Annotated in this window: 31 protein-coding genes, 1 tRNA gene and 1 pseudogene; 27 read left to right on the top strand and 6 right to left on the bottom strand. The window is 68.1% G+C overall.

Features of this window, described 5'->3' with window-relative positions; translation table 11 throughout:
• Positions 1 to 401 precede the first annotated feature (401 nt).
• A complete protein-coding gene (locus FHS44_RS02060; RefSeq protein WP_221460288.1) occupies positions 402 to 1,244 on the top strand; it encodes a hypothetical protein in 843 nt (280 codons plus the stop codon).
• A gap of 679 nt (positions 1,245 to 1,923) precedes the next feature.
• Here FHS44_RS02060 and FHS44_RS42820 read toward each other — a convergent pair.
• Positions 1,924 to 2,213, bottom strand: a pseudogene (locus FHS44_RS42820) (IS630 family transposase); the annotation flags it as partial.
• Between the two features lie 44 nt (positions 2,214 to 2,257).
• Here FHS44_RS42820 and FHS44_RS02055 point away from each other — a divergent pair.
• A complete protein-coding gene (locus FHS44_RS02055) occupies positions 2,258 to 3,187 on the top strand; it encodes a phosphotransferase enzyme family protein (RefSeq protein ID WP_184712137.1) in 930 nt (309 codons plus the stop codon).
• On the opposite strand, the gene FHS44_RS02050 is transcribed toward FHS44_RS02055, so the two are convergent.
• Both FHS44_RS02050 and FHS44_RS02045 read right to left on the bottom strand, forming a co-directional pair.
• Positions 3,181 to 4,566 carry an NsdA family TPR-like regulatory protein gene (locus FHS44_RS02050; protein WP_184712136.1) on the bottom strand — a complete coding sequence of 462 codons (1,386 nt, stop codon included), beginning with the start codon at positions 4,564 to 4,566 and terminating at the stop codon, positions 3,181 to 3,183. The genes FHS44_RS02055 and FHS44_RS02050 overlap by 7 nt on opposite strands.
• Positions 4,567 to 4,720: 154 nt before the next feature.
• Entirely contained in the window at positions 4,721 to 5,068 is a 348-nt protein-coding gene (locus tag FHS44_RS02045; protein ID WP_184712135.1) for a GntR family transcriptional regulator, read from the bottom strand.
• Between the two features lie 146 nt (positions 5,069 to 5,214).
• Between FHS44_RS02045 and FHS44_RS02040 the strand changes: the two genes are divergently transcribed.
• The 6 genes from FHS44_RS02040 (at position 5,215) to FHS44_RS02015 (ending at position 7,529) form a co-directional block, all read left to right on the top strand.
• Positions 5,215 to 5,385, top strand: a complete 171-nt coding sequence (locus tag FHS44_RS02040) for a hypothetical protein (protein WP_184712134.1) — start codon at positions 5,215 to 5,217, stop codon at positions 5,383 to 5,385.
• A gap of 12 nt (positions 5,386 to 5,397) precedes the next feature.
• Complete coding sequence (locus FHS44_RS02035) at positions 5,398 to 5,793, top strand: RapZ C-terminal domain-containing protein (RefSeq protein ID WP_184712133.1); 396 nt, start codon at positions 5,398 to 5,400, stop codon at positions 5,791 to 5,793.
• Between the two features lie 147 nt (positions 5,794 to 5,940).
• Positions 5,941 to 6,081, top strand: coding sequence for a hypothetical protein (locus FHS44_RS02030; RefSeq protein ID WP_184712132.1), 141 nt, complete (start codon positions 5,941 to 5,943; stop codon positions 6,079 to 6,081).
• Positions 6,078 to 6,665 carry a hypothetical protein gene (locus tag FHS44_RS02025; protein ID WP_184712131.1) on the top strand — a complete coding sequence of 196 codons (588 nt, stop codon included), beginning with the start codon at positions 6,078 to 6,080 and terminating at the stop codon, positions 6,663 to 6,665. The genes FHS44_RS02030 and FHS44_RS02025 overlap by 4 nt, the downstream gene beginning before the upstream one ends.
• A gap of 18 nt (positions 6,666 to 6,683) precedes the next feature.
• Positions 6,684 to 6,854, top strand: a complete 171-nt coding sequence (locus tag FHS44_RS02020) for a hypothetical protein (RefSeq protein WP_184712130.1) — start codon at positions 6,684 to 6,686, stop codon at positions 6,852 to 6,854.
• A gap of 105 nt (positions 6,855 to 6,959) precedes the next feature.
• On the top strand, positions 6,960 to 7,529 hold the full coding sequence (locus tag FHS44_RS02015) for a WhiB family transcriptional regulator (RefSeq protein WP_184712129.1): 570 nt from the start codon (positions 6,960 to 6,962) through the stop codon (positions 7,527 to 7,529).
• A gap of 36 nt (positions 7,530 to 7,565) precedes the next feature.
• On the opposite strand, the gene FHS44_RS02010 is transcribed toward FHS44_RS02015, so the two are convergent.
• Positions 7,566 to 7,712: a hypothetical protein gene (locus tag FHS44_RS02010; protein ID WP_184712128.1), complete on the bottom strand. Its 147-nt coding sequence runs from the start codon at positions 7,710 to 7,712 to the stop codon at positions 7,566 to 7,568.
• Here FHS44_RS02010 and FHS44_RS02005 point away from each other — a divergent pair.
• The 18 genes from FHS44_RS02005 to FHS44_RS01920 all read left to right on the top strand — a co-directional run bounded on the left by FHS44_RS02005 (position 7,704) and on the right by FHS44_RS01920 (position 20,568).
• The gene (locus FHS44_RS02005) at positions 7,704 to 8,207 is read left to right on the top strand and encodes a Pycsar system effector family protein (protein WP_184712127.1); all 504 of its coding nucleotides are present in this window, start codon (positions 7,704 to 7,706) and stop codon (positions 8,205 to 8,207) included. The two genes, FHS44_RS02010 and FHS44_RS02005, sit on opposite strands and share 9 nt — an antisense overlap.
• A gap of 15 nt (positions 8,208 to 8,222) precedes the next feature.
• Complete coding sequence (locus FHS44_RS02000; protein ID WP_184712126.1) at positions 8,223 to 8,933, top strand: M48 family metalloprotease; 711 nt, start codon at positions 8,223 to 8,225, stop codon at positions 8,931 to 8,933.
• Positions 8,930 to 9,859: a hypothetical protein gene (locus FHS44_RS01995; RefSeq protein WP_184712125.1), complete on the top strand. Its 930-nt coding sequence runs from the start codon at positions 8,930 to 8,932 to the stop codon at positions 9,857 to 9,859. The genes FHS44_RS02000 and FHS44_RS01995 overlap by 4 nt, the downstream gene beginning before the upstream one ends.
• On the top strand, positions 9,859 to 10,164 hold the full coding sequence (locus FHS44_RS01990) for a hypothetical protein (protein WP_184712124.1): 306 nt from the start codon (positions 9,859 to 9,861) through the stop codon (positions 10,162 to 10,164). The genes FHS44_RS01995 and FHS44_RS01990 overlap by 1 nt, the downstream gene beginning before the upstream one ends.
• A complete protein-coding gene (locus FHS44_RS01985) occupies positions 10,161 to 10,508 on the top strand; it encodes a hypothetical protein (protein ID WP_184712123.1) in 348 nt (115 codons plus the stop codon). Before FHS44_RS01990 ends, FHS44_RS01985 begins: the two co-directional genes overlap by 4 nt.
• 18 nt (positions 10,509 to 10,526) lie before the next feature.
• Entirely contained in the window at positions 10,527 to 10,907 is a 381-nt protein-coding gene (locus tag FHS44_RS01980) for a hypothetical protein (RefSeq protein ID WP_184712122.1), read from the top strand.
• Positions 10,907 to 13,234, top strand: coding sequence for a hypothetical protein (locus FHS44_RS01975; RefSeq protein WP_184712121.1), 2,328 nt, complete (start codon positions 10,907 to 10,909; stop codon positions 13,232 to 13,234). The genes FHS44_RS01980 and FHS44_RS01975 overlap by 1 nt, the downstream gene beginning before the upstream one ends.
• A gap of 287 nt (positions 13,235 to 13,521) precedes the next feature.
• Entirely contained in the window at positions 13,522 to 13,890 is a 369-nt protein-coding gene (locus FHS44_RS01970) for an HU family DNA-binding protein (protein ID WP_184712120.1), read from the top strand.
• Between the two features lie 96 nt (positions 13,891 to 13,986).
• On the top strand, positions 13,987 to 14,547 hold the full coding sequence (locus tag FHS44_RS01965) for a hypothetical protein (protein ID WP_184712119.1): 561 nt from the start codon (positions 13,987 to 13,989) through the stop codon (positions 14,545 to 14,547).
• A gap of 11 nt (positions 14,548 to 14,558) precedes the next feature.
• Positions 14,559 to 14,711, top strand: a complete 153-nt coding sequence (locus FHS44_RS01960) for a DUF3970 family protein (RefSeq protein WP_184712118.1) — start codon at positions 14,559 to 14,561, stop codon at positions 14,709 to 14,711.
• Positions 14,712 to 14,754: 43 nt separating this feature from the next.
• On the top strand, positions 14,755 to 15,159 hold the full coding sequence (locus FHS44_RS01955; protein WP_184712117.1) for a DUF7736 domain-containing protein: 405 nt from the start codon (positions 14,755 to 14,757) through the stop codon (positions 15,157 to 15,159).
• A gap of 100 nt (positions 15,160 to 15,259) precedes the next feature.
• Complete coding sequence (locus tag FHS44_RS01950) at positions 15,260 to 16,204, top strand: phosphoadenosine phosphosulfate reductase family protein (protein WP_184712116.1); 945 nt, start codon at positions 15,260 to 15,262, stop codon at positions 16,202 to 16,204.
• Positions 16,205 to 16,361: 157 nt separating this feature from the next.
• Entirely contained in the window at positions 16,362 to 16,607 is a 246-nt protein-coding gene (locus FHS44_RS01945) for a hypothetical protein (protein WP_184712115.1), read from the top strand.
• The gene (locus FHS44_RS01940) at positions 16,594 to 17,001 is read left to right on the top strand and encodes a hypothetical protein (RefSeq protein WP_184712114.1); all 408 of its coding nucleotides are present in this window, start codon (positions 16,594 to 16,596) and stop codon (positions 16,999 to 17,001) included. The genes FHS44_RS01945 and FHS44_RS01940 overlap by 14 nt, the downstream gene beginning before the upstream one ends.
• Positions 16,998 to 17,324, top strand: a complete 327-nt coding sequence (locus tag FHS44_RS01935) for a hypothetical protein (RefSeq protein ID WP_184712113.1) — start codon at positions 16,998 to 17,000, stop codon at positions 17,322 to 17,324. Before FHS44_RS01940 ends, FHS44_RS01935 begins: the two co-directional genes overlap by 4 nt.
• Positions 17,325 to 17,418: 94 nt before the next feature.
• On the top strand, positions 17,419 to 18,948 hold the full coding sequence (locus tag FHS44_RS01930; RefSeq protein WP_184712112.1) for a YfjI family protein: 1,530 nt from the start codon (positions 17,419 to 17,421) through the stop codon (positions 18,946 to 18,948).
• A 10-nt stretch (positions 18,949 to 18,958) separates the two neighbouring features.
• Positions 18,959 to 19,156 carry a helix-turn-helix transcriptional regulator gene (locus FHS44_RS01925; RefSeq protein WP_184712111.1) on the top strand — a complete coding sequence of 66 codons (198 nt, stop codon included), beginning with the start codon at positions 18,959 to 18,961 and terminating at the stop codon, positions 19,154 to 19,156.
• A 278-nt stretch (positions 19,157 to 19,434) separates the two neighbouring features.
• Positions 19,435 to 20,568, top strand: coding sequence for a tyrosine-type recombinase/integrase (locus FHS44_RS01920; RefSeq protein ID WP_312863503.1), 1,134 nt, complete (start codon positions 19,435 to 19,437; stop codon positions 20,566 to 20,568).
• A 121-nt stretch (positions 20,569 to 20,689) separates the two neighbouring features.
• On the opposite strand, the gene FHS44_RS01915 is transcribed toward FHS44_RS01920, so the two are convergent.
• A tRNA-Tyr gene (locus FHS44_RS01915) sits at positions 20,690 to 20,774 on the bottom strand.
• Between the two features lie 290 nt (positions 20,775 to 21,064).
• Here FHS44_RS01915 and FHS44_RS01910 point away from each other — a divergent pair.
• Positions 21,065 to 21,559: a YajQ family cyclic di-GMP-binding protein gene (locus FHS44_RS01910; RefSeq protein WP_184712109.1), complete on the top strand. Its 495-nt coding sequence runs from the start codon at positions 21,065 to 21,067 to the stop codon at positions 21,557 to 21,559.
• A gap of 381 nt (positions 21,560 to 21,940) precedes the next feature.
• Here FHS44_RS01910 and FHS44_RS01905 read toward each other — a convergent pair whose 3' ends face one another.
• On the bottom strand, positions 21,941 to 22,336 hold the full coding sequence (locus tag FHS44_RS01905; protein ID WP_184712108.1) for a cupin domain-containing protein: 396 nt from the start codon (positions 22,334 to 22,336) through the stop codon (positions 21,941 to 21,943).
• Positions 22,337 to 22,532 lie beyond the last annotated feature (196 nt).

Below are 22,532 nucleotides of genomic sequence, written 5' to 3'. Positions count from 1 at the left end.
TCGCAAGCGCCTCGTTTCCGCTGGTCAGAGCCCTGTGCCATCTATAGGGCAGCCTTCCGCAGAATGCCGCAATATTCCGCAGTATTCATCCCGCTCCCCGGGGAGGTCAGGGCGCTTGGATTCTGCGGAATATTGCGGCGTTCTGCGGCGGGTGGATCACGACTCACCCTATGCCTTCTGAACTGGGCAGATGTCTTCCCTCAGGGAGTTCTGCGGATTCTGCGGATTCTGCGGCGGGTGTAGCCCCTCATAGGGGAGATGAGGACACTGCCGCCTGCATGCCCCGCCCTGACCGGGATGGCGCGTTGCGAACCCTCATAGGGGTGATGAGGACGGGGACCCCATGTAGAGCCGAAACGTCTTGACTTCAGCGACACGGTTATGAGGTCATCGGTCCACTGGTGCTCTCGCTGCGACGGTACACCGCTGCCGATCTTGTCTTTCAGACGTATCCCATCCGTGTCCCCAGTGTCGAGGGCAACCGCTACTGTCAGCTGACTTTCTGTCAGATCTGGGAGAACTCAGTGTCGTCGAAGCCTCACCGCAGCTACACCAATGCCACCCTCGCTGCGCTCATGACCTTGGCTCGTGGCGGATGCTACTGGCCTGATTGCAACGTCCCGATCATCCGGATGATCGATGGCGAACCGGTCCTCAACCTGGACATCGCCCATGTCCGCGCTTTTGAGGAAGGCGGCAAGCGCTTCGACCCCACCTGGTCGGTGAAGGAGCGCAACGGCTTCGCCAACCTGATCCTCCTCTGCACGCCGCACCACAAGGTAATCGACGGCCCCCGCAGCAACCTCTATCCGACGAGGGTGCTGCTGGCCTGGAAAATCGCCCGGGAGGCCGATGGCCTGGATGCCCTGGAAGGGCTTGGAGACCTCAGCAAGGCAGACCTCGGCGTAATGATCGCGGATGCCCAGAACGAGTTCTTAGACCGCCTCGGCCCTGCTCTGGACGAATTCGCCAAGACTGCACCGGAGCTTGCTTCCTTGCTTAGGACTGTTATCAACGAGCTCACCGACCCCCGCGTACACGGTTTTGGTATCTCGGAAGACGCACTGTGGGCGCTGAACGACTCGGCACACGCACTGGCCCATCTCCAGGACAGCGCCAGCATGCTTGCGGATGCCGCGAACAGCCTGGAGCACTTGGGGGACAGTGCCCTCATGCTGAAGCAAGCGGCTATAGAAGTACAAAGTGCCGCAAACGCATTAAGCGACGCCCGCTACGGTGGGTAGTGGCATGGCCCTCACGCACACCGGCGGGCGGCCAAGGTCGTCGAGTAAACGACGTAGCCGTTCGGATGGCACGGTTTACTAAAAGACTCGAAGAAGGTTCTTCGGGTCTCTCAAGGGCACCGGCCGCCGACTATGACGGGCTGGTCACCCGCCTTGCGAACCCTCGGAGGACGACGAAGACATGGGTGACCCAGTACACAACCAGCAGCTTCGTGCGTTGCGAACCCTTGTAGGGATGAGGGCCCTAACGTAAAGCCGCAGCTCACAGTGAGAGGGTGCCGGATTGTATGCTTCGGCGACCCCTCAGCCCGAAGAGGGTTATGATGGGAGCATGCCCATCTGCTACAGCGATATGACCTTGGGTGTAGAAGCTTTAAAGGCCGCACAAGAGGGGTCCCTTGAATTTCGCAAGGGACTCCAAAGAATTGGGCGCATAACAAACATTGTTATGGCCGTTGGATCAACGGTTGTGAGTTGCTTATCCTTGTTGAGCAATGACCTGGTTGTCGCTCTAGCAATTTGGTTGATCCCAATTTTTTCATTTGCGGTAACCGACGCTCTCGGCTTTTTTCAAAAAGGGCAACACAGGTGTCCGACTGATCCACCGAGCTGGAAGACGCAGGTTGCGTTGGGCGCCGTAGCTGGAAAGCTTTTGGACTATCTGTCTGACGCTCTGTTCAAGTAACCGCCTCTGATCACGCGCCTCCGCCGCCTCGCCCTTGCGCCGCCGGTAGGTGTGGACCCGGTAGATCAGCCGGGACCGGCGCCCGGGCCGGTAGCAGGCCAGAGCTGCAACCGAAGCCCAGCCTTCTCGGCGGCCCGGCGCCCACACCACCGGCGTCGCCCCGCGCCGTCCCCACATGCGGGCAGTCGGCGGCCTCATCGTCCGGCCGCACTCGTCTTCGAAACAGACCCACGCCCCCAGGTCCGCCGCGATGGTCCCACGAGCGGCCACACCTGCGCCTTCCACTCAGTAGGCCTTCATGGCTCAAGCGCCGAGGTACCGTCGATCCATGACCAAGAGCCAAGCGGCTACGTCGCCGACTGAGCATGCTGGGTCCCCCTTCACTCCTGAGAGCACCAAGAACACCCTGTTAAAAGCGTGCGCCACGGCCGGACTCGATCCGGTGAACGCGGAGCTGATCCGACTCGGCGAGAACGCGGTCTACCGGCTCGCTTCGCCGGTCATCGCACGCATCGGTCGTACGGTGGCGTACGCCGAGGACGCCCGGAAGGAAGTGGCCGTAGCCCGCTGGCTGGCCACCGAGGACTTCCCCGCTGCCCGCGCGCTGCCCATAGAACAGCCGGTCATCGTCGATGAACGGGTCGTCACCTTCTGGGAGTCCGTCTCGGACGCAGAAGACTACGGGTCACCCGTGGAGGTCGGCACCTTACTGGCCCGGCTTCATGCGCTGAAACCGCCGACGTCATTGCAGCTTCCCCCTCTCGATCCCTTCGCTCGTGCTGAACGCCGGATCGCGGGTAATGACTGGCTGGCTCCTGAGGACGCGGCCTTTCTTGACGGCCAGCTCGCGCGGCTTCGTGAGGACTACGCGGCCCTGACCTTTGAGCTTCCCCAAGGGCCGATTCACGGGGACGCGAACGTGGGCAACGTCATCCGGGATGTGGCTGGCCGCCCTGTCCTGATCGACCTGGACGGCTTCGCCACCGGGCCGCGCGAGTGGGACCTCGTCCTCACAGCGATCTACTTCGAGCGCTTCGGCTGGCATACAACCGAGGAGTACAACGCCTACGTTGAGGCATACGGCTTCGACGTGATGCGCTGGGCTGGTTACCCGGCGCTAAGGGACATCCGTGAGTTCCTGATGGTGACATGGCTCAGCCAGAAGGCCGATCACGACGAACGAGTTGCCGCTGAAGTACGGAAACGGATCAGCGCTCTGCGGACCGGTGCAAGTCGCCGGGATTGGGAGCCTTACTGAGCAGCTGCCACTTGCTGCCAGAGAGCGAACTGAGCCGCCTCCTCGTGGAAATCCTTCAGAGCTGCCGAGGTGCCTGCGGGCGCGAGCCGTACCGCGAACTCTCGAAGGTAACTCGCGCAGCGGGCCGAGCTGAGCTGCTCACCGAGTCTCAAGGCGTCGAGGACGACTCGGCATGCCTGTTCGGCTTCACCTGCTCCGAGGTGCGCATCCGCGAGCACCATCGTGGCGAAAAAGTCGCTTCGGAGGTACGTGCCGTCATTTCCCGTGCCGAGGCACTGAGCCGCATACTGGCTTGCTCCTGCAGGGCGCCCCAAGTCTCGGAAGCAGTGCCCGAACTCTGCTGCCAGTTCAGCATCGTCAAAGTAGCGAATCCACTCCGGATCATCGTCCGGATTTCTTCTTTCGAATTCCCGTACGGCCTCGGCCAGCGCGCGGTCACATGCGGCGCTATCGTTCAGGCGTGCCAGCGCCCGCGCTTCCATGACGTGGAAGTGAGCTGTCAGCGTTGGGGGTGCAACTCCTGCTGTACCCTGACGTGCGACTTTCGCCAGGTTGGCTGCCTCTCGATATCGCCCCACGAAAGTAGCCTGATGGCTCATGGCATCCAGGATGCTGCCAGCTAAGAGCCGATCATTCGCTGCTTGGGCAAGGCCCAGAGCTTGGATGAAATAACGTTGGGCCAGGCTATGTAACCCGCTGTCATAAGACATCCAGGCGGAGAGAAGTGTCGCTTCCGACACAGCGGAAAAGAGGCATCGTTTGGTCTTATCTGTTACCTGGCCGCGCAGAAGACGAACACCATCAGTGGCCAGATATTGAATCAGGGCCTTCCTGGCATGCTGCCCCCCGAAACGATTGTCCATCTGGGCAAACAGGTCGATCGTCGCCCGAAAACGAGTGACGTCCGCCTCTCCGACACGGGAGCCATAAGCGCTTTCATCGCCGGTCGAGTGCGTCGTAAGGAGCCAGGCAAGTGAGGCATCGTTCCATGCTGGGCCACTGACCTGTCCTTTGAGGAGGACAGATGCCTCGTCCAGGTCTGCCTGCCACAGCTGGACGACCGTCTCCATTCCTTCGGCGAGCGTCTCCGGGTAGGTCAGTCCGAGGCTTAGGGGAAGCTTGGCTGAGGATGCCATTCCAGCGTCTGCGAGGGTGACCGTACGCCCCAGGGCAGTGCTCAAAGCCGCAACGACCAGACCCGCCGCATCCGATCGGGGCTGCATGCCCTGAAGCCATCGGCTCACCGATGTGTGATCACACCCGATAGGTGTTCCGACACTCTCTGAGAGGTTACGGACGGCACGGGCGAACGACTTTTGAGAAAACCCGCCTTCTTCCAGAAGTCGGGCCAATCGGTCATTCGGGGTCCGTGTAGCCATCGCCGCCCTTCCGAGTGCACATCTGCGCCCCCCTGTGCTCACTGCTGCGAACTCTCAGAGAGACGCACTCTTGTGGTGTCCAGTCAAGCGGGGATTGCGGCCCCGGTCTACGGAAACGCAAGAGAAAGGCGGTGACACAAAGATGTGCAATCCCTCATTGGTTCTGGTGAGCGGCCTCCAGGGCTTCAACGCGGTTCGCAAGGGTTTTAAGCGTCGATTCAAGCTCGGCGACTCGCTCGGAGAGCGAAGGTTCGGCGCTGACCCCGCGTTCGGGGTCGCGCACGAAGAGGGCTCGGCCCTGCTGGGAGATCACAAGCCCCTCGTGTCGAAGCTCGCGGAGCGCGTTCTGAACTGTCTGCGCGGAGATTCCATGCGTCTTGGCCAGTTCTCTGATGGAGGGCAAGCGGGTGCCCGGGGGGTACTGGCCGGACTTGATGTCCTGACGCAGAGCGTCGGCTAGCTGCAAGAACGGCGGGCGCGGGTCGTTGTCGTCGATAGCCACCCCTCAAGCCTAGATCTCGCCACGACCAACTTCCATGTCACGAGCTATTGCGTACCAGCACAGTGCCATCTATGTTGGTGCGTGCCAGCACGATTTGGCTGGCGCGGACCACGAGACCCATCTCAGTTCGCACGAAGGGAACCTTCATGTACTCCTCTCATCGCCCCTGGCGGCGCGCAGCAGCCGTGGTCGTCGCGGCTCTCCTGCTGTTCTTCGTGGTTCGTGACCCGGCCCGAGCGGCTGATCTCACCACGCGGGCCGCTGCCGGTCTCGGCGTCGTTGCCGAGAGCCTCGTGACCTTCCTCGGCAGTTTCTGAAGGAGACCCGTCATGACCATCGCGACCAGCACGCAGGTTCGTATCGAGTCGTTCGGCTACCTGCACGGTGAGCCCCCGGCCGCGCATCTGACCATTGACCTGCGTCAGCACTTCCGGGACCCGCACGTCTCCCCGCAGCTGCGCTACCTGACCGCCCGCAACGAGCCGGTACGGGCCGCGGTGCTGTCCACCCCGGGCATCACGGACCTCATCGAGGCGAGTGCCGCCGCCGTGCGCGCGTTCGCCTGCGGCCCGAGCGCCGGGCCGGTGCTCGTGGCCGACGGGTGCGCCGGGGGCCGTCACCGCGCCCCGACCTTCGCCGCCGCGCTCGCCGACCGGCTACGCGCGGCGGGATTCACCGTCGCGTTGTCTCACCGCGATCTGGACAAGCCCGTCGTCCAGCGCTGACCCGCTCTACCAGCCCCGATGGTCGAAGGCAGGGTTCGACTCCCTGCCGGGGCGCTCCGACCAACAGGCCGGTAACTCATCTGGGGACGGCCCCCATCCGCCAAGACCGAGGCCGCCCCCTTCGACTCCGTAAGGAGCGTACTCATCATGCTCCACCGAGCGACCTTGACCAAGTCCGAGGTGTGCACGTCGGACTGCCGCAACGGCCAGATCTGGAACCCCGGCGCCGGCCCCTACCTCTGCCCCCTGTGCCAGGGCAACAACTCCGCGCAGAAGGTCGGCCGATGAACAACCTGCGTCACGCCTACCTCTACTGGCAGCCGGTCGGCCACCTGTCCGGCTGCCGCCGCCCCGCCTGGGACGTGCAGACCTTCAGCCTGGAGCACTCCAGTGGGGTGAGCGAGCTGGGGATGCGCGCGGTGTGCTGGGGATGCGGCACCGTCCACGACCTCACCACCCGCATCACCCCCGACACCGACCTCGACGCCAACGCCCCCGGTATCGACACCGGCGTTGAGGGGATGCGGTCGGAGGCGCACCAGCGGCTGACCGCGACCTGGGTCACCGGCTACGGCCAGCCCGCCATCAAGGCGGCCGGGCTGTGGCTGCACCCCGGCCCCGCCGTCCTGCGCCGTCCCGCCACGACCCCGGACCCGGTCGGCTACTTCGTCACCACCACCCCCGACATCCCCCGCACCGCCGCCGACATCGCGGGAGTCATCTCCCGTAGTCGGGGCGCGCGGGGCGGGGTGGTGTGGAGCGCGGGCGTCAGCTACGACCCGCCTACCGCGACCCGGCACGGCCTGCCCTCCCGGGGCGCCGCGGCCCGCTGGATCGCCGCCACCATCGCCGCTCAGACCGCCCGCCCGTAGACCTCGAAGGAGCACGTCATGGGCAAGAAAGTCGACTTCGCGGTGTACCGGACCAACCCCAACGCCCAGTTCACGATGGCTTACAACTGCACGTGCGGTCAGCCGACTATCGGCTACAGCGACGACCTCAAGGGCCTGTTCACCGGCGAGTGCGGCAACGGCCACTCTTCCACCGTGATGGCCAGCTGACCCACCCGGCCCTTCTCAGCATCAGCCCGGGGCGGCGCACATCCGCCAAGACCCGCACCGCCCCGGTTCCCCTTCCCACCTCAGTAGTCAGGAGTTCTCGCCATCATGGCAAATCCCGTTCGTCTGCACACCTCCAAGCCGATGCACACGGTGGAGGTCGAGCCCATCACCGACGGCCTGCGTTTGCGGGACTGGTCGCTGCCCGCCGCGGCGACCGTGGCCGTGGTCGAGCGCATGGGTGGCCGCTTCGCCACGGTGTGCACCACCAACGACCGGCGCCGTCCCGGGATCGGTCTGGAGGCCGTCGCCCGCGCCTACGCCCACACCTACGGCGCCCAGGCCCTGCCGTCCCTGCACCCGTCCCGGATGACCGATGAGCAGCTCAACGCGGCATGGTTCGCCGAGGGCGAGCTGCCGGTCCCCGAGTGCGCCTACGACCCCGCCTTGCACAGCCCCGAGCACGGCGCCGACGTCGAGTCGCCTGGCGAGCGGGCCGCCCGCGAGGAGGTCGCCCGCGAGGTGTGCGTCACCTGCCCCGCCCTGCGGTTCTGCGGTCTGTACGCCGCCGAGGTGCGCCCCGCCTCCGGCATCTGGGCGGGCCGCACGCCCGAGCAGGTTGCCGAGCACGCCGCCCAGCTCGACCAGGCGGCCGGGTTCGGGCAGCGGGTGGCCTGACATGGCCCGCTTCCAATGCTCCGGATGCTCGCGCCGTCACACCGCCCTGACCGGGTGCACGCGCTGCTCGACCGGCCCCGACGCCCAGGTTCCGCGTTGCCCGATCCACGGCGCCCGCCCTTTGGCCCAGTGCGGCACCTGCCGCGCCCTGACCCGCTCCGGGAGGTGATCGGCATGACCCACTCCACGACCCCCGCCGCGCCGATGTCCGGCCGCGCCGTCCCGGCCCTGCAGCAGGAAGTGGCCGCGGCGCGGGGCGAGCTGGCCCGGGTGGACGCCAAATGCGCCCTCCTGGTGAGCCTGGCCGCCGGGGGGCTCGCCCTGACCTTCGCCGCCCCCGCCCTCCCGGCGTCGGCCGGGGCCGCGTCTTTCCTGCGGGAGGTCGCCGGGTTCCTGTTCGCCGCCGCGATGGGTGCGCTGCTGGTCGCTGTCCTGCCGCGCATCCCCCGCCGCGGCGGTACCGGGTTCGTCGCCCACGCCCGGCGCGCCTGCCCGGCTGACCTGCTCACCTCCCTCACCCCGGGCGCCGACGGCGCCAAGGAGGAAGCCGACCGGCTGTCGGCTGAGGTGTGGCGGCTGTCGCGCCTGACCCTCGCCAAGTACCAGACCATCGCCGCCGCGGTGTGGCTGCTGATCGCCGCGACCGCCGCCGTGGCCCTCGCGCTGCCGCTGAGCTGAAAGGAGGCCCGCACCATGACCACCACCATTCCCCCCGCCGCCGCTGAGCGGATCCCGGATGAGCTGGCCGGGCTGGCCGACCTGGCCGCCGCGCTGCGCGTCCACACCACCCGGCCCGGCCTGCTGATCACCCTGGACCCCGACCTCGACCACAACGCCAGGGCGTCGGTGAACCTATGCGACGGCACCGACCGCATCGACATCAGCCCCGACCTGCTGACCTCCGGCCCGCAGCCGCTGTATGGGGTGCTCGCCCACGAGATCGCCCACCACGCCCTTAACCACGGCGACGGCATCATCCGCCGCTACCGGGCACGCGTAGTGCAGGCCGCGCTGCTGGCCGGGCTGGCCCTGAACCTGCCCTCGCTGGCCCTTCTGGGCCTGGTCGGGCTGATGTTCGGTGTTCACCTGGCCGATGCGCGCCGCTCTCGGCTGGAGGAGTACGACGCCGACGCCTACGCGGTGCGGCTGCTGGATGCGGCCGGGGCGCCGGGGCGGCGCATCGTGGCCGCCGCGCTGGCCGACCTGCCCGCCGACCCGATCGGCTACCGCCTCGGCGGGTGGATGTTCGGCGGGCACCCGACCGCCCGCGCCCGGCGCCGCACCCTGGCCACGGGCCGCCCGGCCCGGCGGCTGCGGTGGGCGCTGCTCTGGCAGCACACCACCACCCCGGCCGCCGCCCGGTACGGCCTGGCCGCCACCCACACAAGGGAGACGAGCCAGTGAGCCTGATCACCCCTACCCCGGACCCGGACGAGGTCTCCCGAGGACTGGCCGCACTGGAACACCACCTCGCCCAGCACCCCCCGCCCCTCCCTGCCGCCGATGTCCCCGACCAGACTGATCGGGAGGAGGTCAGTGGGGAGACCGCCCGAGTGCGGCGGCTGCGGGCCGAGGTCGCCGAGGCTCGCCGCCTGGCCGAACTGCAGGATGACGACACCCCTCTCCTGGTGGAGAGCGCGCGGGTGCGGCGGTTGCGGCAGGCCGCGCACGAGGCCGGACGGCTGGCCGAGCTGGCCCAGGACCCCGCCATGCGGATCTACCAGAGCATGCGGGTCCGGCGGCTACTGGTCGGCGTGGCGCTGACGGCGCTGACGCTCGCGCTGGCCTGGTCCACCGCCGGGGTGCAGGCTTTCGCCGCCGACGGTGCCCCGGTGGGGTCGCCGGTGTGGTGGTTCGCCTGGCTGGTCGAGCCGTTCCTGTCGCTGGCCCTGCTCGTCGTGGTCGGCGCCCGCGCCTACCTCGGCACCCGAGGCCACATCCTGCACGACCGGTCGCTGATCAAAGTCGAACGGCTGTTTCTGACCCTGACCGTCGGCATGAACGCCTGGCCGTACCTACCCCTCGTCACCGAGACGTTCAACCTGGCCCGGCTGGTGCTGCACATCCTTGGCCCCGTGGTCGCGGTCGCCATCACCACCGCCCTGCCGATCATCCTGGCCGCCTTCTCCCACCTCGACCAGCCCACCCCTACCGGCGCCCCTACTGGCCCTACGTACAGGACAAACACCGAACTCGTGAACCGCGTCCGCGCCCTGATCCAGATCGGGGAACTGCCCGACAGTCCGAGCGCGACCCGGATTCAGCGCACCCTGCGCTGCGGGATGGACGACGCCCGCGCCGTCCGTGACGCCCTCGCCGGAGGTGCCTGATGCCCCTGCCCCAGGAGGAGCGCAGCGTGGCGCCACTGCCCGGCGCGTCCCGTTTCCGGCCGTGGATGAGCTTCTGGCAGCGGGTGCGGGTCCTCGCTCGGATCGCGGGGGCGCTGCTGGTGCTGCTGATCACCGCCGCCGACGAAGGAATCAGCGCACTGCTCGGTTGGCCGCCGCTGCTGCCGACCCTGCGCCACCTCGCCGTCGTCGTCGCCGGTGAGTGCCGGGCCGCCGCCGACCGCTTCACCAGCGGTGACGTGGTCGAGGCCGATGTGATCGACACCGATAAGGAGGTCTGGCGATGAGCCGCCCCAACCACACCAACCGCCCGATCAGCCGACGCGGCATCACCGAGCTGTCCAGCGTCGAGTTCACCGGCTCCCTGGGAGTCGCCTTCCACGCCTACGGGCGGGCACTGACCGCCCTGGCCGAGCGGTGGAACGTCGAGCTGGAGATCGCCGCCGCCGACGCCGAAGCCGCCATGGGCAGCATGAAGGGTCACGCGCTGCTGTTCGGCCTGGACTCCAAAGTCCGCGCCCGCCGGGTGGCCCGGCGCCTCAAGCGCGCCCAGACCCTGGTGGCCGCGCTGGGGGAGCGCGGCGAGAAGTTCCACCGCAGCTACCGCCGCCACTTCACCCCCAACGCCTAACCCCGGAAGGAGACCCGCATGGGGACTGGACAGCAGCGGCTGGACGAGATCGCCGCGATCGAGTTCCACGGCAAGGTTCCGGCCCAGATCACCGCCTACACCGTCGCCACCCAGCTCTTCGCCCACGACGTCGCCCGCGAGCTGAACCACGCCGAAGCGGCCGCCGAATCGGCGATGACGCAGCTCAAGGGGCACCCGCTGCTGCTGGGCATCGACATCCGCGCCCGCGCCTGGCGCGTCGCACGCCACCTGCGCGAAGCGAAGGAGCTGGCCGAGGGGATCTCAGCCGAGGCGGTCAAGTTCAACCTGCAGTTCCGCCAGGAGTTCCTGGAGGCGCTGCAGGCGCTGGAGCAGCGCTCCGCCAAGGGCAAGGACTACAAGGGAAAGGTCGAACTGTGATGGCCCGCAAGAGTTCCGCCCCGTCTCTGCAGGTGGTGCAGGAAGCCACCATGGACCGGCTGGCCGCCTCCGCCGTCTCCAAGGTCGGCGTCCTGGTGCCGCCGTGGGCCGTGCTCGGCGCCGAAGCCGCCGCCGGGGCCGTCTCCCACGCCCTGTGGGGGCAAGCCCCCGCAGTGACGTGGGCCGCAGTCGGCTGCACCCTCGGCTCCACCGTGCTGACCGGCCTGACATGGGCGGTGACGCACCAGCGGCGCCTGATCGGCCGGTTGCACGCCACCGCCACCACCGCCGCCGCCTCGGCCTGGTTCACCGCCGCCACCATCACCGGCCTCGGCACGCCGGTCGTCAACGGCGCCCTGTTCTTCGGCGGCGCCACCCTGGCCCTGTCCTGGAACATCCGCACCGTCATCCGCAACACCAGCGGCGATAGTGACGGCGAGGGCACAGGGGACGCGCTGGGGACGTTGTTCGCCCGAGCCCGCGAGCAGGCCGGACTCAAAGGCGCGAAGGTGCGGGCCACCGAGGTCACCTCGCACAAGGTCAAGGGGCAGATGCAGCTGCCGCCCGGCGAGAAGACCGCCGACGACGTCATCAAGAGCGTGGACCGGATCGAATCAGGCATGCAGCTGCCGCCCGGCAGCGTCACCGTCTCCCGCGACGACGACCGCGCCGACCGAGCACACTTCACCGTCTCCAACCCCCGCGCGATCCGCCAGCCGATCCCCTGGCCCGGCCCGTCCCACCCCGCCGCCTCCATCGACAAACCCTTGCGGATCGGGCTCTACCAGGACGGCGACGACGTGCAGTACCGGTTCGTCGGCCACCACCTGCAGATCATGGGCATGACCGGGTCCGGCAAGAGTATTGGCGGGGCGTGGAACATCATCGGGGAGATCATCACCCGCCACGACGCCGCGGTGTTCTCCATCGACATCAGCAAGGACGACCAGACCATGGGGCCGCTGCGCGAGGGGCTGCACCGGTTCGAGAGCACCAAGACCGGGGCGGTGGGGCTGATCCGCGCCCTGCACGCCGAGATCCCCAAGCGCACCAAGTGGCTGGCCAGCCGCGGCTACAGCAACTGGGAGCCCGGCTGCGGCCTGACCTACTGGTACCTGCACGTCGAGGAGATCGCCAAGCTCGTCAACGAGCTGGGCGCCCAGGACGAAGAGCTGCTGGGGGAGATCCTCAAGGAGATCCGCTCCGCGGGCGGGAGTGTGATCCTGTCGCTGCAGCGCGCCGACTACACGCAGATCCCCACGATCTTCCGCTCCCAGATGGCCAAGATGTGCTTCGGCCTGTCGGATCCCGATGACGTCAGGTACGGGGTCAGCAGCCGCCAGAAGAAGGCCGACGTCGCCCCGCACGAGTGGGAGGACCACCACCCCGGCATGGCCTACCTGGATGGCAAGAGCGTCCGCCCGACCCACTACGCCATGCCGATGCGGACCTTCACCTGGGGCAGTAGTAGCGCCGAGGCGCGGGCCGCGATGGCCGCGCACGCCGCCGCCTTCCCCGCCGCCGCCAAGAAGGTGGACGCCTTTACCGCGGCGCTGGCCCGCCCCTCCACCCCGGTCCCTGCGACCTCCGCACCCGCCACGACCGCAGGAGAGAGCGTCATGCCCACGCCGCCCGCGCCTCCCGCCGAGGGGGAGCCGGACGAGGCCGAGGAGTTCGCCGCCGCGTTTGCCGACCTGCTGGCCGAGGCCGCCGCACTCGTCATCGCGACCCAGCAGGCTTCCCCGGCCCTGCTGGAGCGCAGACTACGCGCCAACCGGCATGACTGCCTGCGCCTGCTGGAAGCGTTGCACCGCAAGGGCGTCATCGGCGCCCCGCACCCCGGCACCGACGAGCGGCCCGTCTTGATCGGCGCCGACGACGTCGCCGCGGCCGGGATTGTCGAGCAGCTGCGCACCACCGGCGACGTCGTCACCGCCACCCTGGCCCAGCTCGACGACCCCGACCCGTCCCTGACCGCCACGCCTGATGACACCGTCCAGGCCCCGACCCCGGCGGAGGCCGACGCGCTGCAGGCCGACGGCCCCACCGTCCAGATGGACCCCGTCCAGGCGCGCGACCTCGTCCACGCCTGGCTGCGCCGCCGCCACCAGACCGGGCGGCGCACCTTCACCGCCACCGATGACGAACTCACCGCGATCCGCCGCACGGGCGGCCTGAGCCGCCCCTGGATCTACAAGGTTCTGACCGACCTGACCGAACGCGGTGTCCTGTCCGCGAGCAAGGCCGGGACCACCCGGACCTTCACCATCGCTGACCTGTCCCCGCTGGAAGGCGACAGCGACGACGGCTACGACCGCGCTGCCTGACCAAGCGGCCCCTGGGGGCGGCGCCGGTGCGACCACCGGCCGGGGCCGCCCCACCCTCCGGAGGCGCCTCGTGTGCGGCTGCGCGTGGGGGAGAGCACCCACCCCGAAATGATCTTGTCACGGGTGTCACGCCACCTGTCACGGGCGCTGTCACACCCCTGTCACGCCCGTGTCACGGGGCTCCTGTCACGGTGTCACACCCCCGCTGACCTGTAACTCCCTCCCCCAACCCCCGGCCGTGACACCCCCGGCCTGTCACACCACCCCAAACCCGCGAAAGGGAAGACATGAACAGCGCGACCAAGACCGACGAGATCAAGTCCAACACCGCGATCATCGACGCGATCACTGTCGACACCGGCATGAGTACTGCCGAGGCCGACGCTGCCCTCACGGCCGTTCTCACGGCCATCCGGCGCACCCTTACAGAAGCCGCTGCCGACCACCACATGGGGCGAGTCGTCTGCTGGCTGGAGGGGTTCGGCGCGTTCGGTCTCCAGAACCAGGCAGGCCACCCGACCCGCGATGAGAACGGACAGCCGGTGAACGATCCCGAATGGGGCGCGGTGCCGTGGTTCGCCGCCGACACCGAACTCATCGTGGCCGCCCGGCGCGCGGCCGGGCAATCCACCGAGCGCCCGCCCCGGCTCATCTGACAGCCCACCACCAAAACAACGCAACCGCCGTCATCCCGCCCCGCCAAAAGGCGGGGCACCCTCCTCCGCCTCCTCACGACCGGGAGAGCCCCTGCCATGACCACCGCCCCCGTCCCGAACCCGCCCGCCGACCAGCCTCGCAGCTTCCACCTCGCCAACTTCATCTCCGTCACCTGCTACGAATGCGGTCTCGACGGGTCCGGCCTGCACGGCATGCCCTACTACATCGACCCGGACTGGATGCTGTACGCCCTGGCCTACTCCGGCTGGACACGCGCCCTCGACGCCGAACCGGCCCCCCTCGACACCGTTTCGGCCTCGCCTCTCCTGCCGCCCGAGGTCGCGGCACAGCAGTGGCGCTGCCCGACCTGCACCGAACAGCACACGTGCGCCGCCACCGGCCACCTACCCGTCACCATGCCCGCCAAGACGGGCGCTGTCTTCCGCTACGGCCTCTACCGCACGTGCGGCCGGTGCGGCTGGCTGCTCACCCGCCCCACCGAGACCCGCACCCCCCGATGGCAGGCCGCCTACCTCACTCTCCGGGACCACCTGCGCATCGGCATCACGACCGCTCGGGTTCGGTTGGCCGCCGCCATCGACCCCTACGCCCTGCCTGCCCCCTCCACCGTCGCCGAGTTCGAGTTCGAGTTCTGAAAGGACACCGCATGAAAATCCGCCTTCTTGGCCTGCCCGACGAGGTCGCCCAGGCCGTGGAACGCATCGAGCAGACCTTCGACGTGATCGACGTGTCCGCGCCGTACCCGACGCGGGGCACCGGCCGTCAGGTCCGCGTCTACCTGGAGGTCCGGCTGCCCTGACCGGCTCCTGTCCCGCACATCCATTCCATCTCAAGGAGGAACCATGTCCGAGTCCGACTCCGCCCCGCAGGTTCGCGCTTTCACCTTGGCGGAGATCTTGTCCGTCACCACCGGGTGCAGGCTGGTGCGCACCGTGGGGGACATGGGCACGATGCTGTGCTTCATGGCGGGGGAGACGCTGTGGTCCCACCAGCTGGGCCGCGTCGCGGCCGAGTCCGCCGGGCCGATCCTGGAGCAGCACCCGCAGCTTCGCGAGGTGAAGATCCCCTCCTGGATCGAGCAGGCCACTCAGGAGGAGATCGACACCTGGGTCGCCGGACTGGCCCGCCGCTACGGCGACACGCTCCCGCTCACTCCGCTGGCCAAAGCGGACCACACCTCGATCGACCCGGTGGACGAGGTCCGCATGATCAAGAAGCAGGCCCAGCGGAAGCCAGACGACCAGTAACCCCGCTGCCCTGGCACCGGGCCTCTCCCCGGTGTCAGGGCTCCTTCCTCGACCACCCCAGGACTGAGGAGCCCTCATGGGCCGTCATCAAAAAATGGTGATGCCAATGTTGCCCGGCATGCCGGACGCGGTCGCGGGCCGCCCGGCCAAGGCCTCTGCCCGGCCGCCGCTGCGCACCCTGGACCAGGCCATCGCCCGTAGCCACGACATCATCGCTCAAGCTCTCGACCGGTACCCGATCGTGGCCCGCCAAGCGCTGGTGTCCGGCGGCAACGACTCCATGGTGTTGCTGCACCTGGTCCGCCCCTACCTCGATTCCTCACACCATGACGCGGTGGTGCACGTCAACACCGGCATCGGCATCGACGACACCCGCCAGCACGTGCGCGACACCGCCGCCGCCTGGAACCTGCCACTACGCGAGCTGCACCCGCGCGACTCCTACGAAGACCTCGTACTCGGCCAGGTCATCGCCCGCACCGGACCCAACGCCGGAATCCGGGCGGTGTGGAAAGGCTTTCCTGGCCCGGCCGGGCACAGCGTGATGTACCGGCGGCTGAAGAACGAGCCCCTGCAGCGCAACCGCGCCGCCATCATCGGCACCCACGGCCGCTCCCAAAAAGTGCTCTACCTGGCCGGGATGCGCTGGGACGAATCCGACCGCCGCTTCCGCACCGCTGCGGAGATCGACCCCGACGGCGGGATCATCTGGTGCTCGCCGTTGGCGCACTGGACCAACGCCCAGATGCGCGAATACCGCGACCGGCACCTCATCCCGCGCAACCCGGTCGCTGAGCACCTGCACATGTCCGGCGAATGCCTGTGCGGCGCCTACGCCAAACCCGGCGAGCTGGACGAGATCGCCTTCTTCTACCCCAGACCGCCTACACCATCCGCAGCCTGGAAAAGCAGGTCGAGCAGGCCGGGATCGCGGCCTGCAAGTGGGGCCTGGCCCCACCCGGCGGCAACCAGCCCAAGCCCGGCAGCATCGCCGGACGGCTGTGCTCTTCCTGCCCGGCCCCCCTGGCCGGACAGACCGACCTGATGGACACCTGGATCCAGCAGGGACTCCTCACCCCAACAACGCCACTTGCCCCAGCTGCGTCCGCTTGCGCGTCCCCGGCCGCCTCCGCCGTGGTCCAGCTGTCCGCCTCAACCAGCGGCAAGACCGTCGTCTTGCGCGCGGTGCACCAGGCCGCGTCGTGATCGGCCGCACCTACCACGAACGCGGGGAGCCCGTTGTCATCCTGGCCCGGTGGCAGAGCAGCCGCCCGGCCGGGACGACCCCGGTGACCGTGCACCCCGCCCCGTCCGGGCGGGGCCTGCCCACCCGCGGCACCGGCCCCCGCAACGTCCTGATCCGCCGCCCGGACGGCTCCCGCGTCGTCCGCCCCTTCCGAGGGCTCCGCCGCCCCGCACCCCAGGAGGTCACTGATGCTCTCTTCTGAGCCATCCGCCGCCACGTACAGCGAGGCGGTCGAGGCCATCCTCGACGCCCTCGACGACCGAGACCTGACCACCGCCCGCGAACACTTCCGCCGGGCCGTCCACGCCAACCCATCGGCCGTGACCGACCTCCTCAAGCGCCTGGCCGCCACCGTCGCCATCCCCGCCGGGCTGGTCGTGGTCGGCTTCGGAATCGACATCTGGGCCAACCCCCACCGGAGCGGCTACGCCTGGCGGTGCGGCAACTGTCCATGGACCGGCAGCAACTACGAGAGCATGCGTGCCGCCCGGTCCGCAGCCCGAGAGCACGCCCACGACCACCAGGCCGACGAAACGCCCGTTCCGGTGGTCGCGGAGTACGGCAGTGACCTGCACACCGAGAAGGCGCCGTCATGACCGCCCCGACCGGTCTCTACCGCACCATGGCAGCGCTTGTGGCCGACCTCGACGGACAGCATCGCCGCGAACGGGCCGCCTACGAGCGGGGCTACCGCGACGGCCACCGTTCCGGCTGGGAGACCGGCTACGGCCACGCCCACCACGAGATGGCCGACCGCTGGGCTCACCTGGCCAAGCACGTGCGCGAGCTGGCCCGCACCCACCCCTACGCGGAGCTGAACCAGCGCCGCTGGGACGGCAACCGCGCCGACTTCGCTCGCCCCCGCCCCACCGATCGTCAACGTCTTCGGCTCGCCGCCCAAGCCCGGCGAAGCGCGTAACTACTGACCGGCCCCCGCGTCCAGCCGCAGGAGGATCTGTGCTCGTATCACCGCTCGTAACCAAGCCTGGCCGGGTCCCGGGAGCGGAAACGCGATGAGCGCCACGGCCGACGTGCCCTGGCCTCATGAGCAGGCCGCCGCGCCGCGCACCTGGGAAGCCCCGCTTCCGATCGGTGCGCGGCCCGCGCTCCCGGCCTTCCCCTCCCACGCCTTCCCCGGCTGGCTGGCCGACTTCGTAGCCGCGCTGGCCGAGGAGACCCAGACTCCGCACGACCTGGCCGGTTGCATCGCGCTGTCCGCCATCTCCACCGCCGCGGGGGGCCGCGCCATCGTGTGCGTGCGCGGCACCTGGAGCGAACCGGTCAACATCTACACCGTCGTGGCCATGCCGCCCGGCTCCCGCAAGTCCCCGGTGTTCCGGGCCATCGTCTCCCCGCTGCTGAGCGCGGAGAAGATCCTGCAAGAGCAGATCAAACCGCAGATCACCGAAGCCAAAATCGCCCAGAAGGTCGCCCAGGAAGCCGCCGAGAAGGCCACCCACAAAGCCACCACCGGGAGGGGAGACCCCTCCCTGCTGGCCGAAGCCCAAAGCGCCGCCCTGGCCGTAGACACCATCACCATCCCGGTAGAACCGCGCCTGGTGTCCGACGACGCCACTCCAGAGACCGCGACTACCCTGCTCGCCGAGCAGGGCGGTCGCCTGGCCGTCCTGTCGGCTGAGGGTGGCATCTTCGCGACCCTCGCGGGCCGCTACTCCGGAACCCCCAACCTGGATTTGTTCCTCAAAGGCCACGCCGGGGACCTGCTCATCGTGGACCGGCGTGACCGCCGCGAACGCGTGGACAACCCCGCCTTGACGCTGGGGTTGGCCGTCCAGCCGGAGATCATCACCGAGATCGCCAAGTCCCCGGGTTTCCGTGGCAAGGGACTGCTGGGCCGCATCCTCTACAGCCTGCCCGCGAGCAATGTCGGCTATCGCGCGATCGACCCCGATCCCATCCCCGACCTAGTCACCGCCACCTACACCGCGAACCTGGAACGCCTCGTCCTGACCATGCATGGCTGGACCGACCCTGCCCGCCTCATCCTGTCGCCCGAGGCCGCAGAACTGTTCGCCGAGCAGCGCCGCCACACCGAACCCCGCCTACGCCCCGAAACCGGCGACCTGGGCCACATCGCCGACTGGGCCGCCAAATTCGACGGCGCCGTCGCCCGCCTGGCCGGACTCCTGCACCTGGCTACCCACATCGACGACGGATGGCGCCGACCCATCGACGGCCCCACCATGGCCGCCGCCATGGAACTCGGTGAGTACTTCACCACTCACGCCCTGGCCGCCTTCGATGCCATGGGCGCCGACCCCGACCAAGACGCCGCCCGCACCGTCCACGAATGGCTCTCCCGCACCCGGCCCGAGCGCTTCACCGTTCGTGAGGCGTTCAGCGCGCTTCCACGGAGTCGCTTCCGCAAGGTCGGTGACCTGGAACCTGCCCTCGACCTGCTGGAGCAACTCGGCTGGATCCAGCGCGAGCCCGAACCGCCTCGTACCGGCCCTGGGCGTCGCCCGTCACCGGCATTTGCCGTGCATCCCGATCTCTACTGTCCCCGCCCGCACGATCGCTGAGGAGTCGCGTATGGCTGAGGCCAAGGCGCCACGCGGAATGCTCACCGTCGCTGACATCTGCGCAGACCTGGGCATCGCCCGATCGACCTTCTACGAATGGAAGGCCAAAGGTCGAGCCCCCAAGTGCAAGAAGCTGCCCAACGGAGAGCTGCGCGTCAGGCGGACCGTTTACGAGGCGTGGCTGACCAAGCTGGAGGACGCCGCCTGATGGAGAACATCACGTATGACGTGCGGATTCACGGGATCGAGCCGCGCAAGAACACTGCGGGAGTGATCACCTCCCACCGCCTGTCATGGAAGGTCGCTGGCGAGGTGCAGAAGCGAACGTTCAGCACCCACCCTCTGGCAGACGCCTTCCGGTCCGAGCTGATGACCGCGAGCAAGCGGGGTGAAGCATTCAGCCTGGAAACGGGCTTGCCGATCTCCTGGCAACGGAAGGCCGAAGAGGAGGACACGCCACCGTCGCCAAGCTGGTATGCCTTCGCCGTGAGTTACGTGGACTCGAAGTGGTCCTACGTCAGCGCCAACCACCGCCGTGGCATCGCCGAAGCGCTTACCGACGCCACCGAGGTACTCCTGATCGACGTGGACAAGGCCGCTCCGTCACGAGAGGAGATCCGGGCCGCGTTGCGATGGGCCTACAGCGACCGCGCCCGTGACCCAGATGCACCGCCCCCGGCCGGGCTGGTCGAGATGGTGACGTGGCTCGATCAGCACACGGTCCCGATGCGCGCGTTCGAAGATCCCAAGGAGGCTGCGCGGCTGGCCCGCGCCGTACTCGACCGGATCAGCCGGAAGAAGAACGGCAAGATCGCCGCCGCCAACACCGCCAACCGCAAGCGAATGACGCTCAACAACGCCATGGGCTACGCCCAGGAGATCACCCCCTTGATCGGCAACCCGCTCAAGGCCGTGAAGTGGACCAAGCCGCGGCTGCTGACCACCGTGGATCCCCGTGTGGTCATCAGCGTCGAGCAGGCCCGCCGGTTCCTGTCCGCTGTCCACAAGCACAGCCAGCGCGGGGAGCGGATGAAGGCGTTCTTCGGCTGCATGTACTTCGCCGCCCTGCGCCCCGAAGAGGTCATCGACCTGCACCGCGCCCACCTGACCAGGCTGCCCGCCGAACCGGGCACATGGGGAGAGATGCGGTTGACCGGAGCTTCCCCCCGCCCCGGGAGCCGCTGGACCGACAACGGCCGACCCCGTGAGCGCCGCGAACTCAAGCACCGTGCCAAGGGGGACACCCGCACGGTCCCGATCCATCCCGAGCTGGTGGCGCTGCTGCGCTGGCACCTGGAGACGTTCGGCACCGGCCCTGAAGGGCGGGTGTTCATCGGTCCCCGGGGCGGTGAGATGACCGACCGGTCCTATCTCAAGGTCTTCCACGAAGCGAGGGCCGCCGCCTTCACCCCAGAGGAAGCTGCCTCCCCGCTCATGGATGTGCCCTACGCCCTACGGCACGCTGCCGTGTCCACCTGGCTCAATGCTGCCGTTCCGGCGCCCCAGGTCGCCGAGTGGGCCGGGCACAGCGTGGATGTCCTGCTGAAGGTCTACGCCAAATGCATCCACGGCCAGCAGAACGAGGCGATGCGTCGAATCTGGACCGCGACCCAGCCCTGATTGCTTGGGAACGCATTGGGAACGGCCAGCCGTAGACAGTCAGTGACGGCCGGACATGGCCGGACATGAACAAAAGAGCCCCTGACCGGCATCTCTGCTGGTCAGGGGCTCTTTTTGCTTTTGGTGGCAGGTGCAGGACTTGAACCTGCGTAGGCTGAGCCGACGGTTTTACAGACCGCTCCCTTTGACCACTCGGGCAACCTGCCATGTCCTCCGCCTGCGGCGGCGACAGGAAGAAGAATAGCGGACTTCCGGGTGTGACGTGACATCGGCGGAGACTGCCCACCGAAAGCCCGTCGTACTAGGACTTTTGCCGTCTGTGCCGTGGGGGTACCGGCTGGGAGCGAGGGGGATGAACCGTCCGTGCGGGGAGCCGGGTCCGGCAGTGCATCGGGGGTTTTCGACACCGTCGACTTGGTGTTGGTGGTCACGTTCATCATGGGCCGACAGGTGAGGCGCTAGGGTCGGCAGGAGAGTTAGAGAGGATAGTCGACGCATGGCCGACAGCAGTTTTGACATCGTCAGCAAGATCGACCACCAGGAGGCCGACAACGCGCTGAACCAGACGGTCAAGGAGGTCGGGCACCGGTTTGACTTCAAGGGTACCGGCGCGACCATCGCCTGGTCGGGCGGGCAGAAAGCCGTCGAGATCAAGGCGAACAGCGAGGAGCGGGCCAACGCCGTCCTTGATGTGTTCAAGGACAAGTTGATCAAGCGGGGGCTCTCCCTCAAGATTCTGGACGCCGGTGAGCCGAAGCTGTCCGGCAAGGAGTACCGGCTCGTGGTCACCCTCAAGGAGGGCATCGACCAGGAGCACGCCAAGAAGATCTCGAAGATCATCCGGGATGAGGGCCCCAAGGGGGTCAAGGCCCAGATCCAGGGTGACGAGCTGCGGGTGAGTTCCAAGAAGCGGGACGAGCTCCAGGAGGTCATCGCCCTCCTCAAGGGCAAGGACCTGGAGATCGCGCTGCAGTTCACGAACTATCGGTAGTGCCAACGGGTATGCCAGGGGCACACGGCCGAAGGCCTGTGCCCTGACCCGGCGAAGTCTCCAATCTGGTAAAGCCCCGGCCTGACGGAGTCTCGCCCTGGCAGGTCTCCGGTCTGGCGAACCGGGACGTGCCCAACTGGCCCGGTGTACGGCCCCGGCCCGGGGAGATAGTGGCAACCGCCGCGCATCTCCTTTTGAAGAGAAGCCCGGCATACCCGAAAAACTGCCTTCGTGCCGTCGAACCCCGGTTCCCCGTGCGGACGGTCTCCCACAACACAGCTGGCGTGCGTCTATGGCAGCGCGAGGCCCGAAGTGGATCCCCCGCCGTGCGATGCCGACCCCCGAAGTTTGACGGTTCTGTGCGGCATCACGGTCTCACGGTCAGGTGCCGAGGGGGTGGCCCGTCGTGGCGTCGATGTGGGCGGGGATCTCGCTGGGGTGGTCGCCGACCGACGAGGTTCCGGTCGGTTCGAACATGAGAATCGCGGCTCCGGTGGGGGCCGACGGCCGGTGCTCCGTGCCACGGGGAACGGTGAACACCGCGCCGCGCGGGAGCCGTACCGTGCGCTCTCCTGTGGGTTCGCGCAGGCCGATGTGCAGTTCGCCGTCGAGCACCAGGAAGAACTCGTCGGTCCCGTTGTGGACGTGCCAGATGTGCTCGCCTTCGACCTTGGCGATCCGAACGTCGTAGTCGTTGACGCGCGTGACGACGCGGGGGCTCCACAGGGCGTCGAACGAGGTCAGGGCCTCGTCCAGGGCGATGGGTTCGTTGCTCACAGGGAAATCCTGGTCCACCGGTACGGCTGGCGCGAGTGCTAGGAATAGCACATGACGCAAGGATCCTCGCAGGCGAGGCAGACCACGCACATGATGCGCGCAGCGCAAGATTCCTCACAGGAGCAAGCGACGCGCACGAGGCAGGCGAGGCGCACGGCGTACGGATCCTCACAGGCTGGACTAGCGGTGCGCGCGA

Origin of the sequence: Streptosporangium saharense (assembly GCF_014203715.1) — a bacterium.
GTDB lineage: Bacteria > Actinomycetota > Actinomycetes > Streptosporangiales > Streptosporangiaceae > Streptosporangium > Streptosporangium saharense.
This window is presented reverse-complemented; position numbering and strand designations above follow the sequence as displayed.